The 16870-nt window shown below is 55.1% G+C and carries 19 protein-coding genes and 1 pseudogene; all 20 read right to left on the reverse strand.

Features of this window, described 5'->3' with window-relative positions; all coding sequences use genetic code 11:
• Window positions 1–209: 209 nt before the first annotated feature.
• Entirely contained in the window at window positions 210–1211 is a 1002-nt protein-coding gene (gene nuoH, locus I656_RS06215; protein WP_020755490.1) for an NADH-quinone oxidoreductase subunit NuoH, read from the reverse strand.
• Entirely contained in the window at window positions 1208–2308 is a 1101-nt protein-coding gene (locus I656_RS06210) for an NADH-quinone oxidoreductase subunit D (RefSeq protein ID WP_033005905.1), read from the reverse strand. The genes nuoH and I656_RS06210 overlap by 4 nt, the downstream gene beginning before the upstream one ends.
• A gap of 3 nt (window positions 2309–2311) precedes the next feature.
• Window positions 2312–3500: pseudogene (locus I656_RS0115875) on the reverse strand (NADH-quinone oxidoreductase subunit C).
• A gap of 3 nt (window positions 3501–3503) precedes the next feature.
• A complete protein-coding gene (locus I656_RS06205; protein ID WP_011232822.1) occupies window positions 3504–4016 on the reverse strand; it encodes an NADH-quinone oxidoreductase subunit B family protein in 513 nt (170 codons plus the stop codon).
• Entirely contained in the window at window positions 4007–4375 is a 369-nt protein-coding gene (locus I656_RS06200) for an NADH-quinone oxidoreductase subunit A (RefSeq protein ID WP_015376058.1), read from the reverse strand. The genes I656_RS06205 and I656_RS06200 overlap by 10 nt, the downstream gene beginning before the upstream one ends.
• Before the next feature lie 274 nt (window positions 4376–4649).
• Complete coding sequence (locus I656_RS06195) at window positions 4650–5051, reverse strand: F0F1 ATP synthase subunit epsilon (protein WP_015376059.1); 402 nt, start codon at window positions 5049–5051, stop codon at window positions 4650–4652.
• A 22-nt stretch (window positions 5052–5073) separates the two neighbouring features.
• On the reverse strand, window positions 5074–6495 hold the full coding sequence (gene atpD / locus I656_RS06190; RefSeq protein ID WP_011232825.1) for a F0F1 ATP synthase subunit beta: 1422 nt from the start codon (window positions 6493–6495) through the stop codon (window positions 5074–5076).
• Window positions 6496–6522: 27 nt separating this feature from the next.
• The gene (gene atpG, locus I656_RS06185) at window positions 6523–7380 is read right to left on the reverse strand and encodes an ATP synthase F1 subunit gamma (RefSeq protein ID WP_011232826.1); all 858 of its coding nucleotides are present in this window, start codon (window positions 7378–7380) and stop codon (window positions 6523–6525) included.
• A gap of 67 nt (window positions 7381–7447) precedes the next feature.
• Entirely contained in the window at window positions 7448–8956 is a 1509-nt protein-coding gene (atpA, locus tag I656_RS06180) for a F0F1 ATP synthase subunit alpha (RefSeq protein WP_015376060.1), read from the reverse strand.
• A gap of 24 nt (window positions 8957–8980) precedes the next feature.
• Window positions 8981–9517: a F0F1 ATP synthase subunit delta gene (locus I656_RS06175; RefSeq protein ID WP_015376061.1), complete on the reverse strand. Its 537-nt coding sequence runs from the start codon at window positions 9515–9517 to the stop codon at window positions 8981–8983.
• The gene (locus I656_RS06170) at window positions 9514–10047 is read right to left on the reverse strand and encodes a F0F1 ATP synthase subunit B (RefSeq protein WP_190300174.1); all 534 of its coding nucleotides are present in this window, start codon (window positions 10045–10047) and stop codon (window positions 9514–9516) included. Before I656_RS06170 ends, I656_RS06175 begins: the two co-directional genes overlap by 4 nt.
• A gap of 120 nt (window positions 10048–10167) precedes the next feature.
• The gene (gene atpE, locus I656_RS06165) at window positions 10168–10386 is read right to left on the reverse strand and encodes a F0F1 ATP synthase subunit C (RefSeq protein ID WP_011232830.1); all 219 of its coding nucleotides are present in this window, start codon (window positions 10384–10386) and stop codon (window positions 10168–10170) included.
• Window positions 10387–10453: 67 nt separating this feature from the next.
• Window positions 10454–11167 (reverse strand): F0F1 ATP synthase subunit A, encoded by a 714-nt coding sequence (gene atpB / locus I656_RS06160; protein ID WP_015376063.1) that lies wholly within the window; start codon window positions 11165–11167, stop codon window positions 10454–10456.
• Between the two features lie 17 nt (window positions 11168–11184).
• Window positions 11185–11568: an ATP synthase subunit I gene (locus I656_RS06155; RefSeq protein WP_015376064.1), complete on the reverse strand. Its 384-nt coding sequence runs from the start codon at window positions 11566–11568 to the stop codon at window positions 11185–11187.
• Window position 11569: 1 nt separating this feature from the next.
• Complete coding sequence (locus I656_RS06150; RefSeq protein ID WP_015376065.1) at window positions 11570–11794, reverse strand: AtpZ/AtpI family protein; 225 nt, start codon at window positions 11792–11794, stop codon at window positions 11570–11572.
• Window positions 11795–12097: 303 nt separating this feature from the next.
• Entirely contained in the window at window positions 12098–12727 is a 630-nt protein-coding gene (gene upp / locus I656_RS06145) for a uracil phosphoribosyltransferase (protein WP_011232835.1), read from the reverse strand.
• Between the two features lie 151 nt (window positions 12728–12878).
• On the reverse strand, window positions 12879–14117 hold the full coding sequence (gene glyA, locus I656_RS06140) for a serine hydroxymethyltransferase (protein ID WP_015376066.1): 1239 nt from the start codon (window positions 14115–14117) through the stop codon (window positions 12879–12881).
• A gap of 92 nt (window positions 14118–14209) precedes the next feature.
• A complete protein-coding gene (locus I656_RS06135) occupies window positions 14210–14788 on the reverse strand; it encodes a TIGR01440 family protein (RefSeq protein WP_015376067.1) in 579 nt (192 codons plus the stop codon).
• A 341-nt stretch (window positions 14789–15129) separates the two neighbouring features.
• Window positions 15130–15576: a ribose 5-phosphate isomerase B gene (gene rpiB / locus I656_RS0115880; protein WP_025949616.1), complete on the reverse strand. Its 447-nt coding sequence runs from the start codon at window positions 15574–15576 to the stop codon at window positions 15130–15132.
• 94 nt (window positions 15577–15670) lie between these two features.
• Window positions 15671–16870 (reverse strand): methyl-accepting chemotaxis protein (locus tag I656_RS06130; protein ID WP_020755500.1); only part of this gene is annotated, 1200 nt, incomplete at its 5' end.

A 16870-nucleotide genomic window follows, 5' to 3' on the forward strand; every position in this document is an offset into this window, starting at 1 on the left:
GACCTCTGCCCGAAGGAGGAGGCCATGCTCATGGGCGGCTGCCCCCTTCTTGGCAAGACAAGTTGCTTTGTTCCTTTAGAGGACTGGTGAAAAACGACCGATTTCGCCGAATCCGTTGCTTTTGGGTGAAAGAGAGGCGTTGATTTTACAGGACTTCTCAATTTGAGAAGAGTCCGTTTTTCGCGACTTTTCACTAAATCACCGGCCTTTTAGAAAAACCACGCTTTCACGACCGCCGTCAGCACAATGTTGACGAGCGAAAGCGGAAGCAGCACTTTCCAGGCGAACTCCATCAGCTGGTCGGCGCGCACGCGCGGAAATGTGGCGCGAAACCAAATGAGGACGAAAACGACCGCACAAAACTTCAGCGCAAACCAGACCGCGCCAGGAATCCAGCCGAGAAATGCGACCGGATGCCAACCGCCGAGAAACAAAATCGTCACAAGCGCCGCCATGGCGAACAAATACACATACTCGGCGAGCATAAAGAACGCCCAACGGAACCCGGAATATTCGACATGGAAGCCGGCGACGAGCTCGGACTCCGCCTCCGGCAAGTCAAACGGCGTCCGGTTCAACTCGGCCACCGCGGCAATGAGGAAAATCAAAAACGCCAACGGCTGGGCGAAAATGAACCAGACGTCTTTTTGCGCCGCAACGATGTCGACTAAATTCATGCTTCCAGCCAAAAGCACGACGCCAAGCGCCGACATGACGAGCGGAATCTCATAGGAAATCATTTGCGCGGCTGCCCGCATGCCGCCAAGCAGAGCGTATTTGTTGTTTGACGCCCAGCCGCCGGCGACAACGCCGATGGTTGTCAAGCCGGAAACGGCGATGTAATACAAAAGGCCGACGCCGATATCGGCAAACCGAAACGAATCGGTAAACGGCAATACCGCCAGCACCATAAACGACGGCGTAAAGGCGATGATCGGCGCCAACACGTACAGCGGGCGGTCAGCGGCTTTCGGAATCGTATCTTCCTTTAGCAGCAGCTTTAATACGTCCGCGACCGTTTGCAAAAGCCCGAAGCGGCCGCCGACTTGGTTCGGCCCGATGCGCCCTTGCATAAACCCCATCACTTTCCGCTCAGCCAAAATGCCGTATGTGACAAAGGCGAGCACGACCGCCAAAAGCAGCGCCCCAAGCCCGAAAAACAGGGCGATGTTCGACCAGCTTGGCGTGGATTCAAGCCATTGTTCCATCATCCGTCGACCTCCCCAAGCACAATGTCAATCGACCCAAGAATGGCGATGACATTGGCCAAGTTTTCCCCTTTGAGCAGCTTCGGGAGTATTTGCAGATTGTAAAACGACGGGCGCCGGAATTTGAGGCGGTACGGCTCCTTTTTGCCGTCGCTCGCAATATAGCAGCCGATCTCGCCGCGCGGCGCCTCGATGCGGACGAACGTCTCGCCGGGCGGCGCTTTAATGATGCGGGGCACTTTTCCCATGATCGGCCCCTCAGGCGGAAATTGCTCGCACGCCTGCTCGATGATGCGAAGCGACTGTTCGATTTCCGCCATCCGGCATTCATAGCGGGCAAGGCAGTCGCCGCCATCGCGCACCGGCACGTCAAAATCAAAGCGGTCATAGATCGAATACGGTTCATCTTTGCGCAAATCCCATTTGACGCCGGTCGACCGCAAGTTGACGCCGCTGAGCGAATAGCTGATCGCCTCTTCTTTCGTATACCGCCCGACGCCGGTGACGCGCTGGCGGAAAATTTCATTGCCAGTGACAAGCTCATGATAGCCGTGAAGTTTCTCCCGCATGTACGGAACGAACTGCTTCACTTTGTCAATCCAACCGTCCGGCGCATCCCATTTGACGCCGCCGATGCGCATATAGTTGAACGTCAGCCGCGCTCCAGACAGCTCATTTAATAGATTAATAATCATTTCGCGTTCGCGGAACGCGTACAAAAACGGGCTCGTCGCACCAAGATCGAGCAAATACGTCCCCCACCAGACGAGGTGGCTGGCGATCCGCCCGAGCTCCATGGCGAGAACGCGCAAATATTCGGCCCGCTCCGGCACTTCAATGCCCATCATCGTTTCGACCGCATGGCAAAGCACATAGTTGTTCGTCATCGCCGACAAGTAGTCCATCCGGTCGGTGTACGGGATGATTTGCGTGTATTGCAGCCCTTCGGCGATTTTTTCCGTTCCGCGATGCAAATAGCCGATGACCGGCGTCGCCTCTTGAATGATCTCGCCGTCAATTTTTAAAATGAGGCGGAACACCCCGTGCGTGCTCGGATGCTGAGGGCCGACGTTTAAAATCATTTCTTCTGTGCGCAGCATCATCTACACCTCCGCATCATACGGCTCATAATCTTTGCGCAGCGGATGGCCGACCCATTGTTCGCCGAGGAAGATTCGAATCAAGTTCGGGTGTCCGCGGAAACGGATGCCAAGCAAATCGTACGCCTCGCACTCCGGCCAGTTCGCCCCCGGCCAAAGCGGGACGAGCGAATCGACTTCCGGATTGTCGCGCTCGATTTTGACTTTCAACGCCACCGGCTGCCGGTTCGGATAGGAATACAAATGGACGTACACTTCCATGTGCGTCTGAAAATCGGTTCCGTGCAGCTCGGATAAATAATCAAACTGCAGCTGTTCATGGCCCTTTAACAACTCAGCGACTTTGTAGTACGCCTCTTTTTTCACGACAAGCGTCGGCACATCTTTCGCCAGCCGGTTGATGTATGCATCCTCGAGCACGTCCGAACCGAGATGCTCATGAATGATGCGGACATATTTCTCAAGCAGCGGATCGTTCGGCGATGAAGCAGATGCTTCGCCGCCCGCCATCCTCCCCAGCGGCTGCGGCCTTCGCCCGGGCAGCCGCGGCCGCTTTCGCTTTCGCCGCCGCGATCGCCTTTTGTTTCGCCTCATCGTCGGCAGCATCGCCTTGCTGCTTCGCCAAGGCCGCCGCACGCGCTTTTGCCGCGGCCGCGGCTTTCGCTTTTTGCTTCGCCAGCTCGTCATCGCTTCCCGCCGCTTCAGCGGCTTTTTGTTTGGCTAATGCAGCAGCTCTCGCCTTCGCGGCCGCAGCTGCCTTTTTCTTCGCCAACTCAAGATCATCCTCCGCACCGCTTTCCGCCGCCTCGCGTTGTCGCCGCAGTTCGGCCGCTTTCGCCCGCGCTTCCTCGGCTGCCTTCCGCTTCGCCGCCTCGAGGTCGTCCCCTGTCGCCGCACCAGACGCCGCCTCGCGCTGACGACGCAGTTCGGCCGCTTTCGCCCGCGCCTCTTCCGCTGCTCGTTTTTTCGCTGCTGCGAGATCTTCAGCTGATGCCGGCTGCGCTGCATCCGTCTCTTTGTTTGCCGGTTGGGTGGACAAATCCGAAGGCGCTTTCACACCGTCGTCAGGGACGCTGTCGGATGACTTGGCTTGTTCAGCTGCTTGCCTGGCGGCGAGCTTTTCGCGCGCCAGCTGTTTTGCCCGCTCGGCTGCTTCTTTTTTTCGCTGGGCCAAATCTTTTTCTTCATCCATCGGTTACAGCACCTTCTTCCCCGTTTTGGCTTCCAGTCGGATTTTTTCTTTTAATTTATGAATGCCGTAGATGAGCGCTGCCGGGTTCGGCGGACAGCCTGGTATGTACACGTCCACCGGGACAATTTGGTCGACGCCTTTGACGACGCTGTACGATTTGACGTACGGGCCGCCGGCTGTCGCACACGAACCCATGGCGATGACCCATTTCGGTTCGGGCATTTGGTCATACAACCGGCGCAAGAGCGGCGCCATTTTTTTCGTCACCGTGCCCGAGACAATCATGACGTCCGCCTGCCGCGGCGAGGCGCGGAAAAACGAACCGAACCGGTCGAGGTCGTAATGGGCGCCGCCGACCGCCATCATCTCGATGGCGCAACAGGCAAGGCCGAACGTCAACGGCCAAAGCGAACTGCTTCGGGCCCATCCTTTCAACTGTTCCAACGTCGTCAAAAAGACGTTTCGCTTCACTTCTTCCATTTCGACGCCAGAAAAACCCTCCCATTTCACATCCATCGTAACACCTTCTTTTTCCAAGCATAGATCAAGCCAATGGCAAGCAAAACGATGAACATGATCATTTCCACCAACGCGAACAAGCCGAGTTGGTCATAGACAACAGCCCACGGGTACAAAAACACCGTCTCGATATCGAAAATGACAAACAGCAAGGCAAATAGGTAGTACCGAACTTGGAACTGAACGCGCGAGTCGTGAAAGGGATTGTTACCGCTTTCATAAATTGTCGCCTTTGCATCACTCGGCACGTGCGGCCGCAGCCACCGCCCGGCCGTGAGCGCCCCGATCGGCAGCAACACACCGAGGCAAAGGAAGACGAAGATGATCAAATAACTGTTTGCATAGATGTTGCTCAACCAGCTCGCCCCCTTCCGGTTTACTACATACGTATGGTGTTAATGATGAAATTTTTCAATAATTCCTTCGATTTCATTATAACATTTATATCCAGCCGTGTCAGCAAAACTTCAAGTTAACACTGTCAACACGGTATCCATTCATGTAAGCGCTTCATCTTTGTTGAAACGACGGAATGCGAGGAACGAAAAAAGAGAGAGCGTTTGCCTCTCTCCTTGACGGACGATTCTTCCGTTTTCATCAAAAAAAGCAGGGGAAAAACTCCCCTGCTTTTTACTTCATTTCCGCAACGCTCAAACGGTTCATGGCGCGTTTTAACGCCAGTTCGGCCCGTTTGAAGTCGATGTCATCCTGCTGGCTTTGCAGGCGGCGCTCCGCCCGCTCTTTCGCCGCTTTGGCGCGGAGGACGTCAATGTCCTCCGCCCGTTCAGCAGCTTGAGCCAAAATCGTCACGTTGTCCGGGCGGACTTCCAAAAAGCCGCCGCTGACGGCAATGTATTGCGTTTTGCCGCCTTTTTTCAACCGGGCCGCGCTGATCTCGAGCGGGGCGACAAGCGGGATGTGCCCCGGCAAAATGCCGAGCTCGCCGCTTTTCGCTTTGACGCTGACCATCTCAACATCGTCTTCGTACACCGGGCCATCAGGAGTAACGACGCTCACGTGGATCGTTTTCATTGTCCAATCCCCCTATCCCGGGTCACACTTCGACACCCATCGCTTTCGCTTTTTCAACGACTTCTTCAATGCGGCCGACTAAGCGGAACGCATCTTCCGGAAGATGGTCGTATTTGCCTTCCAAAATTTCTTTAAAGCCGCGCACCGTTTCTTTGACCGGCACGTAGGAGCCCGGTTGGCCCGTGAACTGCTCCGCCACGTGGAAGTTTTGCGACAAGAAGAACTGGATGCGGCGGGCGCGGTGAACGACGAGTTTGTCTTCGTCCGACAGTTCGTCCATCCCCAAGATGGCGATGATGTCTTGCAATTCTTTATAACGTTGCAGCGTTTGCTGCACTTTGCGGGCGACTTGATAATGCTCCTCGCCGACGATTTCCGGCGCCAACGCACGCGATGTCGAAGCGAGCGGGTCAACGGCCGGATAAATCCCCATCTCCGCGAGTTTCCGCTCCAGGTTCGTCGTCGCATCCAAGTGCGAGAACGTCGTGGCCGGAGCCGGGTCCGTATAGTCGTCGGCCGGGACGTAAATCGCTTGAATCGAGGTGATCGAGCCTTTCGCCGTCGACGTGATCCGCTCTTGCAATTGACCCATCTCCGTCGCCAATGTCGGTTGGTAACCAACGGCCGACGGCATGCGGCCTAACAGCGCCGACACTTCCGAACCGGCCTGCGTGAAACGGAAGATGTTATCGATAAAGAGCAACACGTCTTGGCCTTGTTCATCACGGAAGTATTCGGCCATCGTCAAGCCGGTCAAGGCGACGCGCATCCGCGCCCCCGGCGGCTCATTCATTTGTCCGAACACCATGGCCGTTTTGCTGATGACGCCGGAATCTTTCATTTCATGGTACAAGTCGTTCCCTTCGCGCGTCCGTTCGCCGACGCCAGCAAAGACGGAAATCCCGCCGTGCTCTTGGGCGATGTTGTGAATCAGCTCTTGGATCAAGACCGTTTTTCCTACGCCAGCGCCGCCGAACAAACCGATTTTTCCGCCTTTAATATACGGGGCAAGCAAGTCAACGACTTTAATCCCCGTTTCCAAAATTTCGACTTCCGTCGCCAATTCCTCGAATTTTGGCGCCGGACGGTGAATCGGGTCGCGGCGGGCGTCAGCCGGAATGTCGCCTTCCAAGTCGATCGGCTCGCCCAAGACGTTGAACACGCGGCCAAGCGTGACTTCGCCGACCGGCACCGAAATCGGTGCACCGGTATCGATGACTTCCATGCCGCGGATGAGGCCGTCTGTGGACGCCATCGCGATCGTCCGTACTGTATCATCGCCAAGGTGCAAGGCGACTTCCAATGTCAAGTCGATGTCGACTTCGTTTTCGTTGCGCGCTTTATGTTGAATTTTCAGGGCGTTGTAGATCGCCGGCAAGTGGCCGTTCTCAAACTTGACGTCTACAACCGGACCCATGACTTGGATAACGCGTCCTCTTGTCATCGTTTTCCCTCCTAACTTGCTAGTCCCCTATTGCAAGGCGTTTGCTCCGGCGACAATTTCCGTAATTTCTTGCGTAATCGCCGCTTGGCGAGCGCGGTTGTAGGAAAGCGTCAATGTGCGAATGAGCTCGTTCGCATTGTCCGTTGCGTTCTTCATCGCCGTCATGCGGGCGGCGTGTTCGCTTGCTTTTGCATCGAGCAATGCGCCGTAAATGAGGCTTTCCGCATACTGCGGCAATAAGACGTCCAAAATTTCTTCTTGCGACGGTTCAAATTCGTACACCGTGCGTTGCTTATTCTCCGCCAAGTCAGTGAGCGGCAGAAGCTTCCGTTCCGTCACCTCTTGCTGGATCGCGCTCACGTAATGGTTGTAATACATATACAGCTCGTCAAACGTACCGTCGGCGAATAACCCAACCGTTTTGCGGGCGATTTCTTTAATATCGGCAAACGACGGCTGGTCCGGCAAGCGGGTGATGTCGAGAATGACCGGCATGTTCCGCTTGCGGAAAAAGCTCAACCCGACGCGGCCGATGACGATGATCGCATATTCGTCCGGAGAAGCATGGCGTTTTTGGATCGTTTGGTACACGAGGCGCAGCACGTTGCTGTTGTACGCGCCAGCCAGACCGCGATCCGACGTGATCACGAGATAACCGGTTTTTTTCACCGGGCGCGAAACGAGCATCGGATGTGAAGCGCCGCCGGCGCCAAGCGCCACATTAGCCACGACTTCTTGAATTTTCTCCATATATGGAACGAACGATTTCGCGTTTTGCTCCGCGCGGTTCAGCTTCGACGTCGAGACCATTTCCATCGCTTTTGTAATTTGGCTTGTCTTCTTCGTCGCATTGATGCGCGTTTTAATATCGCGTAACGATGCCAAAGGTTTCACCACCTTTTTGCTGCACGGGTTCTAACAGGCATGAGGGGGCGATATGCCCCCGCCGGCCTTATTGAGAAACGACAAACGTTTTCTTGAACGCTTCGATCGCTTGATTGAGATCGTCTTCGTTCGGAAGATCTTTCGTCGTGCGGATGTGCTCAAGCAAGTGTTGGCCGTTTTGGTCGAGCCACAAGTAAAACTCTTTCTCGAAACGGCGCACATCTTCAACCGGGATGTCGTCCAAAAAGCCGCGCGTCAATGCATAGATGATCAACACTTGTTTTTCGACCGGAATCGGCTGATGCAAATCTTGCTTCAGCACTTCGACCGTGCGCGCCCCGCGGGCGAGCTTCGCCTGCGTCGCTTTATCGAGGTCGGAGCCGAATTGGGCGAACGCTTCGAGCTCACGGTAAGCGGCCAAGTCCAAACGAAGCGTCCCGGCTACTTTTTTCATCGCTTTGATTTGCGCTGCCCCACCGACGCGCGAAACGGACAACCCTGCGTTGATCGCTGGGCGGACGCCGGAGAAGAACAAGTCCGATTGCAAGAAAATTTGCCCGTCCGTAATCGAGATGACGTTCGTCGGAATGTAGGCGGAAATGTCGCCCGCTTGCGTTTCGACGAACGGAAGCGCGGTCAACGAACCGCCGCCTTTGGCATCGCTCAATTTCGCTGCGCGCTCAAGCAGGCGGGAGTGCAAGTAGAAAATATCCCCCGGATACGCTTCACGGCCCGGCGGACGGCGAAGCAAGAGCGACAATTCGCGGTATGCCGCGGCTTGTTTCGATAAATCGTCATAGACCACTAACACGTGTTGGCCTTTATACATGAAATACTCGCCCATCGCCACACCGGCATACGGCGCCAAGAACAAAAGCGGAGCCGGCTGCGACGCCGAGGCGGTGACGACGATCGTATAGTCGAGCGCGCCGTGTTTGCGGAGCGTTTCGACAACGGTGCGGACCGTCGATTCTTTTTGCCCGATGGCGACATAAATACAAATCATGTTTTGGTCTTTTTGGTTGATGATCGTGTCAATGGCGACGGACGTTTTCCCCGTTTGCCGGTCGCCGATGATGAGCTCGCGCTGGCCGCGGCCGATCGGCACGAGCGCGTCGATCGCTTTAATCCCGGTTTGCAGCGGCTCATGCACCGATCTCCGGTCCATAACGCCCGGCGCACGGCTTTCAATCGGGCGCGTTTCCGTCGTTTCCACCGGCCCTAATCCGTCAACAGGCTGACCGAGTGGGTTGACGACGCGGCCGATGAGCGCTTCCCCAACGGGCACTTCCATGATCCGGCCCGTACGGCGCACTTCGTCCCCTTCTTTAATGCCGGTGTACGGTCCTAAAATAACGATACCGACGTTGTTTTCTTCCAAGTTCAACGCCATGCCCATCACGCCGTTGGCAAATTCAACAAGCTCGCCGGACATGACGTTATCGAGCCCATGAGCGCGCGCGATCCCGTCGCCGACTTGGATGACGGTTCCGACATCGCTCACTTGGATTTGCGATTCATAGTTTTCAATCTGCTGCTTAATGAGCGCGCTGATTTCTTCCGCTCGAATGCTCATGCCTTTCACCCCTGTCTTCAAATGTTAGCCGATCAGCTGCCGCCGAATCCGTTCAAGCTGCCCGCTGACGCTGCCGTCGTAAATGCGGTTGCCGATGCGCAGCCTCACGCCGCCGATGAGTTCCGGATCAATGATGTTTTCAATCTCAAGCGTCTGTTTGCCGACTTTTTGGGCAAAGACGTCGGAAAGCGCCCGCAGTTCTTCGTCCGTCAACGGCCGCGCCGAATAGGCGACCGCCTTGGCGATGCCGCGCGCATCGTCGACGAGGGCGAGAAACTGTTCCGCCAGCTCGGGCACAAGGCCGAAGCGATGGCGCTCCAGAAGAAGGAGAAGCGTGTTTTGCACCGGAGTGGACACACCGGCGAACGCTTCGCGGATGAGCGCTTTTTTCTGATCCAAGGAAAGTTTCGGATACGAAAGAAGCGATAAAAACTCGCCGTTTTCCGCCAACGCCTGGCGCACGGCGCGAACATCTTCTTCGATTCGATCAAGCTGTCCTTGTTCGAGCGCGATTTGGAACAAAGCGGACGCGTACCGTTTGGCGATCACTTCTTGGTTCATCGCGCTCCTCCTACCTCTTGAACGTCTTTGATGTACGCTTCGATCAGCTTGCGTTGATCTTGCTCGGTCAGCTCTTTTTCAATCACTTTTGAGGCGATCAAGACAGACAACGAGGCCACTTGTTCACGGAGCGCGGCCATCGCCTGTTCTTTTTCACGCTCGATTTCTTTTTTCGCCGCTTCTTTCACCCGTTCCGCTTCCGCACGGGCCGAGGCGACAATTTGTTCTTTCTGCTCTTCAGCCAGCTTGCGCGCGTTTTCAATGAGCGCTTGCGCTTCTTGGCGCGACTGCTTCATCAGTTCGCGCTGTTCTTCAAGAAGTTTTTCTGCTTCTTGACGGCGTTTTTCCGCCTGGTCGATTTCGTTCGCGATATGTTCTTCACGTTGTTTCATGATATTCATTAACGGCTGCCAAGCGAATTTGCGCAGCAAGGCCAGCAAAATAATGAACATCAGCAATTGGTAAATAATCGTGCCGCCGCTGATGCCATGCGCCGCTTCGCCGAGCACCCATACGTTTGCCTTCCACAACACCGCGTTTCACTCCTTTCGACAGCTATCGCACCGATGCGGTCTCGCAAAACCGCACATAAAGGAATGGCGAAGGTGGTCGTTGACACGAACTTCGCCATCACTTTCCATATCGATTTCTTATCGACCTAAGTAAATGAACGAGAAGACGACACCGATGATCGGAAGCGCCTCAACCAACGCAACCCCGATGAACATCGTCGTTTGCAAAACCGGACGCAATTCTGGTTGACGAGCAATCCCTTCAATGGTACGGCTGACGATCAACCCGTTGCCGATGCCGGCGCCTAACGCCCCCAAACCTACCGCAATCGCAGCTGCAAGTACACCCAAACTCATGTTGATAGATCCTCCTTCACCATGTTAAAGTAATGTTTCAAGTCCTTAATGAAATGATAAGGAATGCTCAATGGTCATGACTGACCTTATGAGCCATATAAACCATGGTTAACATCGTAAAAATGAACGCCTGAATCGTTCCGACAAAAATACTGAACGCTTGCCACACCATCATCGGAATGGCTGCGCCAACAGCGCCAAGCACACCGTAATGCGTGCCAAGGCTGGCGAGCAAGCCAAGCAAAATTTCCCCGGCGTAAATGTTCCCGAAAAGACGCAAACCGAGCGTCAGCGTGTTGGCAAACTCTTCGATGATTTTAAGCGGGAACAACCAGGCGACTGGACGGGTGTAATCGCGCAAATAGTCGGATGCCCCTTTCATTTTCACCCCATAGTAGTGGGTGAGGGCGACGACCATCACCGCCAGCGTTAACGTAACGGTCGCATCCGCGGTCGGCGATTTCCACCAAAGTTCGCCGTTGACATGGACGGAAAACGGCAGTCCAAGCATATTGGCCACAAACACATACATGATGAGCGTGACCCCCAGCGTCAAAAAGCGGCCGCCCGTTTGCCAATCCATCGTGCTGTTAATGATGCCTCTAACAAAGTCAAAGACCCACTCCATAAAGTTTTGCATCCCCGTCGGGCGCAGCTGAAGCGAGCGAGTAGCCGCAACAGCAATGATGAAAACGATCAAACAGGTGATCGTAATCATCAACATATCAGATAAATTAAACGTAAGGCCTAAAAATTCGACAAGCGGCGCTTTATGCTCCATCCTCTCTCACCTCGCTTTCATGCCTGCAGCTTGTCGTTTTTCCATTTGTGAAAGAAGAAATCTATTATAATGACAATGTAGGATGTCATTAATCCCAAAACGGTTGGCACGATATGAAAATATTGCGGATACGTCAGAACAATGACAGCAGCCAATGCGGCAAGCGCCAAACGCGATAAGGTGCCTAATGTGCGCACTTTTTTGCGCGCCGCCACCGCTTGTCCGAATTTTTCGATTTTCCAGGTTAAGTTCCAAACCATGAGGAGGCTGATCGATGTGCCGAGAATCAAGCTGAGAAAAACGGTTTTATACGGCGTAAATCCAAAGCCGAGCGTATAGATGGCGAGCAAATACAATATGTATCGAACTTGCCGCCAAAACATCGCTTGAAGATTTCCCATTTTATTGCTCCCCAGAGAAATATTGGCGGATCAAGCGCAACATCGCATACACGCCGGCCGCCAGTCCAAGCAAAAGGCCGACGATCAAAAAGATCGGCTCGGTGCCAAATCGATCATCGATCCATCTCCCGCCGAAAACGCCGACCAAAATCGAACCAACAAGTTGGGAGACGATGGCGGACATCAACGCCATGGCTTGAAACGGGTGGCGCTGTTTTGGGGACATGCCAACACACCCTTTAACATAATGAAAACCTTCTCAATCTACCCCTTGTAAAGGATACAATACGGCCTGGTCAATGTCAATGTGTTTCCACGTAAAACCTCATTCACATAGGGCAAATATTAATAATTTGTGACAATTTCTCATTTTCTTCTCACAATGATGATGTATAATGATATATTTTATTTTTAGCCTATTTTCCTTTTCATGATTCGATGCAAGCGCTTAACTGACGCATGGGCAAGGCACCCTCTCCACCGCTCGATGGAATGCGAACCCCGCGCGGCGCGGGGCGCCTTGCAGCTGTTATTTTGTGCCAAACAGCCGATCGCCGGCGTCGCCAAGACCAGGGACAATATAGCCGTGGTCGTTCAACCGCTCATCAAGGGCAGCGATGTAAATGTCCACATCCGGGTGGGCCGTTTCCACCGCTTTGACTCCTTCCGGCGCCGCGATCAGGCACATAAATTTAATGCTTTTCGCACCCCGCTTTTTCAGCGCATCGATCGCCGCCACCGCTGATCCGCCGGTTGCGAGCATCGGGTCGACGATGATAAAATCGCGCTCTTCGACATCGCTCGGCAGCTTGACGTAATATTCGACCGGCTTTAATGTTTGGGGATCGCGGTACAAGCCGATATGGCCGACTTTCGCCGCCGGGATGAGCTTCAGGATGCCGTCAACCATGCCGATGCCGGCGCGCAAAATCGGAATGACGCCCAGTTTTTTGCCGGCGATCACTTTCGCTCTGGCTTTACTGACGGGGGTTTCGATCTCGACTTCCTCAAGCGGCAGATCACGTGTAATTTCAAACGCCATCAACGTCGCCACTTCGTCGACAAGCTCGCGAAATTCTTTCGTGCCCGTATTCTTGTCGCGAATGTAGGTCAATTTATGCTGGATGAGCGGATGATCAAAGACGTACACTTTTCCCATGGGTCAACTCTCCTCTTCCGTATGTATGCGCTGCACTTCTATACATTCTACTGGAAAACGAGCGCCTATTCAACTGCCGAACGAACGGAAAAAGGCGCACCGCCAAATCCGGAGGCGGTGCACCGTACGGTTTCGGACGAAGCGGCGGCGCTTAGTCTTGATAGAGCGGAAACTTTTCTGTCAAAGCGGCGACGCGTTGGCGCGCTTCCTCAAGCGCTTGTTCGCTGCCGACGTTTTTCAGCACAAGGCCGATGATGGCGGCGATTTCGTCCATCTCTTCCAATCCGAAGCCGCGCGTCGTGACCGCGGCCGTGCCGATGCGGATGCCGCTTGTGACAAACGGGCTTTCCGGATCGTACGGAATCGTGTTTTTGTTGACCGTAATCCCGACCTCATCGAGCACTTTCTCCGCCGTTTTCCCGGTCAGTTGCTGCGGGCGCAAATCGACAAGCAGCAAATGGTTGTCCGTGCCGCCGGAAATGAGGGTGAATCCTTCGTTTTGCAAGGCGGCTGCGAGCCGTTTGGCATTCTCCACGACGCGCTTCGCGTAGACTTTAAAGTCGTCTTGCAGCGCTTCACCGAGCGCGACGGCTTTCGCGGCAATAACATGCATGAGCGGGCCGCCTTGAATGCCAGGGAAAATCGCTTTGTCGATCTGTTTGGCGAACTGCTCTTGGCATAAAATCATCCCGCCGCGCGGACCGCGCAGCGTTTTGTGCGTCGTCGTCGTAACGAAATGGGCGTACGGAACCGGGTTCGGATGAACACCTGCCGCAACAAGACCGGCAATATGGGCCATGTCAACCATTAAATAGGCGCCGACTTCATCGGCAATCTCGCGGAACTTGGCGAAGTCGATGATGCGGGGATAAGCGCTCGCGCCGGCGACGATCAACTTCGGCCGGTGAAGGCGCGCTTTTTCGCGCACGTCGTCATAGTCAATGACATGCGTTTTTGGATCGACGCCGTATTCGACAAAATGGTACTGAATGCCGCTGAAATTGACCGGGCTGCCGTGCGTCAAATGGCCGCCGTGCGACAAGTTCATGCCAAGCACCGTGTCGCCGTGCTCCAAAACAGTGAAATAAACGGCCATGTTCGCCTGCGCCCCCGAGTGCGGCTGGACATTCGCATGTTCCGCTCCGAACAATTGCTTTGCCCGCTCGCGCGCCAACTCTTCGACGATGTCGACATATTCACAACCGCCGTAGTAGCGGCGTCCCGGATAGCCTTCCGCATATTTGTTCGTCAAAACCGACCCTTGCGCTTCCATGACCGCGCGGCTGACAAAGTTTTCCGAGGCGATCAGTTCAATTTTCGCATGCTGCCGCTTCCGCTCTTGCTCAATAGCGGCGAACACTTGCGGATCTTGTTGTGGCAAGTAATTCATCAATAGCTCCCCCTTATGCGAAATCAGTGAATATTCGTTTTTATTTTATCAGCTTCAGCTAGGCAAATTCAAAGAAAAAATGAATGAAACCGCTAGAAAGAACAGGAATCATTCGGATTTTCCAACGAGTAGACCGCTCGGGCGCCGCCGATCAGCTTCGGCCGCGTTTTCGCCAGCGTCACGCACGCCGATCCAATGTGCTTCACCGAAACGCGCACGGGAACGGCAACCGGCTTCAAATGCATGCCGATGAGCGTATGGCCGATGTCAATGCCGGCATCGGCGCGAATCGCCTCGACAACGACCGGGTCAGCGAACGTTCGATAGGCGTAGGCGGCCATCGCCCCACCCGCTTTCGGCACCGGAACGACCGAAACGATCTCCAGCCCGTGAGTTTTGGCGGTTTCCCGTTCGACAACAAGCGCCCGGTTTAAATGTTCACAACATTGAAACGCGAGCGCAATGCCGGTTTCGCGCCGCCACGCGTCAAGCTCGGCAAACAGCATGGCGGCAACGTCCATCGATCCAGCCGTGCCGATCCGCTCGCCAAGCACCTCGCTCGTACTGCAGCCGATCACAACGACATCGCCGCGGCCAAGCGGCGCCTGTTGGCGAAACTCATGCAAGATGGCTTGCCATTGCTGCCGCCATTCGGTCAATCGTGCGTCCATTCCCTTCCCTCCTTCGCACGGTGTGCCCCACACGATCCTTGACGAACACTAGAAGTCTGGTGATGTAACGAAAAATGCGGCTCCATCACGTTGCTTTTCAAATGGAGAAACCTTATACATGCTGCTCTTCCTTCACTTGAGAATCATCCATTTCAAAAAAACGGCTGTTTTTCAATGGCCTTCTAGTATTTTCACCAATGATTCGCGAAAGATGAACAGCGTTTGTTGTGAACATCGCCGAATTCCCAGCCTTTGCGCTGCTGCCCTCATGAAGCTAGACGCCCACACCTTTCGCTTATGGCCCACAGGCCGCATCCGCTCCGATGCGGCCCTGGTTCCGCCTACAAATGCTTGTTTTCATAGTCGGCGATTTTGCCGATTCGCCGCGCATGGCGTCCGCCTTCAAATTCGGTCTCAAGCCATGCCTTGGCGATTTCGCGCGCCAGGCCGGGGCCGATGACGCGCTCCCCCATCGCGAGAATGTTGCTGTCATTATGCATGCGCGTCAGCTTGGCGCTGTAGACGTCGTGGCAAAGGGCGCAGCGCACCCCTTTCACTTTGTTGGCGGCAATCGTCATGCCGATGCCGGTGCCGCAGATCAAAATGCCGCGATCAAATTCGCCGCGCGCCACTTTTTCCGCGACGGGAAGCGCGTAATCCGGGTAATCGACCGATGTTTCACAATCGCAGCCAAAATCGGTGTACTCGATTCCCATTTCATCCAACAGTGCTTTAATTTCCTCACGAATGCGAACTCCACCATGGTCAGAAGCAATCGCGACTTTCATCACGTTCGGGCGAGGAGCCCTAGCTTCGCCGTGATAGCGAAAGCCAGGGAGGAATCGCCCTTCCTCCTTTCGATGAATCATATTTGCGCGTGCATCAACGAGTGCGGAACCGGGCGACAGCCGCCTGCAATTGTTCGGCCTGTTCAACCAACTCGCCAGCCAGTTGATGCACATCGTTGATCGATGCGGCCTGCTCCTCGGTCGCCGCCGCAACTTCGAGCGCGCCGGCGGACGTCTGCTCAGCAATCGCCGCCACTTCTTGCGTTTGCGCCGCGGCCCGCTCCATATGCCCCATTTGACGCTTCGCCAGCTCAGCGATGTCATGGACGGCGCGGATCACTTCATCAGCTGAGGCCGCCATGGCCGCAATGGCCTCATTCGTGCGCTCCCCTTTGGCCGCCTCAGCGTTTGTGGCGGCCACCTGCTTGTCCATTTGCGCCACCACACGGGCGACTTCATTTTGAATGTTGCCGACCAGTTCCGCGATTTTCTTGACCGCCTTGGCGCTCTCATCAGCCAGCTTGCGCACTTCCTCGGCGACGACGGCAAACCCCCGGCCGTGCTCGCCGGCGCGGGCTGCCTCAATGGAAGCATTGAGCGCAAGCAAGTTCGTCTGTTCAGCGATGTCCGCGACAAGCAACGTAATGTTGCCGATTTGATTGGCGTGTGCTTCGAGCTGCTTGACAGCCGCCCGCGACCGTTCTTGATCGTCAGCCAGCTTTCCGATGCCGCTAATGAGCGAATGGGTGATATCGCGGCTTGCCTTCAGCGTTTCGGCCATCCCATATACCGACTGTTCCGCACGCTCGGCTGTTTCTTTGACTTGCACGGCGATGGCGAGCACATCCTCGGCCGCCGCAGCCGCCTCTTGAATCGCCTCGGCCGAAGACGCCGCCCCTTTGGAAATGTCGTCAATGGTCGCTGCAATATCGCGTGCACGGTTTGACGCTGTTTCGGACGCCTGCCTCATTTCCGCCGTCTTTTCCGTCGTGCGCGCTGCGCTCTCTTCCACATTGGCGACGACTGCGCGCAAATGGCCGAGCATCCGGTTGAACGCGACAGCCAGCGAGCGAATTTCGTCATGGGAAGAGGGCAGCGGAACATCCTCATCGATATGCCCTTCCGTCGCCTTTGCCGCCGCTTCCTCGAGCCGTTGCAGCGGCCTTGTAATCCAGCCAGCGGCCAAATAGGCAAGCACTCCGGACCAAAAGATGCCAAGGAGCAACACGATCATCGTGAACACGCTTTTGTTCCATGAGGCGAACCACTGATCATACAAAACGTACAAGAAAAA

Source organism: Geobacillus sp. WSUCF1 (assembly GCF_000422025.1).
Taxonomy (GTDB): Bacteria; Bacillota; Bacilli; order Bacillales; family Anoxybacillaceae; genus Geobacillus; species Geobacillus zalihae.

Coding starts and splice junctions, on each gene's coding strand:
- I656_RS06155 (WP_015376064.1), bottom strand. CDS start 11,568: ATGGGAAATCTTCAAGCGATGTTTTGGCGGCAAGTTCGATACATATTG.
- rpiB (WP_025949616.1), bottom strand. CDS start 15,576: ATGAAAGTCGCGATTGCTTCTGACCATGGTGGAGTTCGCATTCGTGAG.
- I656_RS06150 (WP_015376065.1), bottom strand. CDS start 11,794: ATGTCCCCAAAACAGCGCCACCCGTTTCAAGCCATGGCGTTGATGTCC.
- atpD (WP_011232825.1), bottom strand. CDS start 6,495: ATGACAAGAGGACGCGTTATCCAAGTCATGGGTCCGGTTGTAGACGTC.
- atpE (WP_011232830.1), bottom strand. CDS start 10,386: ATGAGTTTGGGTGTACTTGCAGCTGCGATTGCGGTAGGTTTGGGGGCG.
- I656_RS06210 (WP_033005905.1), bottom strand. CDS start 2,308: ATGCTGCGCACAGAAGAAATGATTTTAAACGTCGGCCCTCAGCATCCG.
- upp (WP_011232835.1), bottom strand. CDS start 12,727: ATGGGAAAAGTGTACGTCTTTGATCATCCGCTCATCCAGCATAAATTG.
- glyA (WP_015376066.1), bottom strand. CDS start 14,117: ATGAATTACTTGCCACAACAAGATCCGCAAGTGTTCGCCGCTATTGAG.
- nuoH (WP_020755490.1), bottom strand. CDS start 1,211: ATGATGGAACAATGGCTTGAATCCACGCCAAGCTGGTCGAACATCGCC.
- atpA (WP_015376060.1), bottom strand. CDS start 8,956: ATGAGCATTCGAGCGGAAGAAATCAGCGCGCTCATTAAGCAGCAGATT.
- I656_RS06135 (WP_015376067.1), bottom strand. CDS start 14,788: ATGGACGCACGATTGACCGAATGGCGGCAGCAATGGCAAGCCATCTTG.
- I656_RS06175 (WP_015376061.1), bottom strand. CDS start 9,517: ATGAACCAAGAAGTGATCGCCAAACGGTACGCGTCCGCTTTGTTCCAA.
- I656_RS06205 (WP_011232822.1), bottom strand. CDS start 4,016: ATGGATGTGAAATGGGAGGGTTTTTCTGGCGTCGAAATGGAAGAAGTG.
- atpB (WP_015376063.1), bottom strand. CDS start 11,167: ATGGAGCATAAAGCGCCGCTTGTCGAATTTTTAGGCCTTACGTTTAAT.
- I656_RS06195 (WP_015376059.1), bottom strand. CDS start 5,051: ATGAAAACGATCCACGTGAGCGTCGTTACTCCTGATGGCCCGGTGTAC.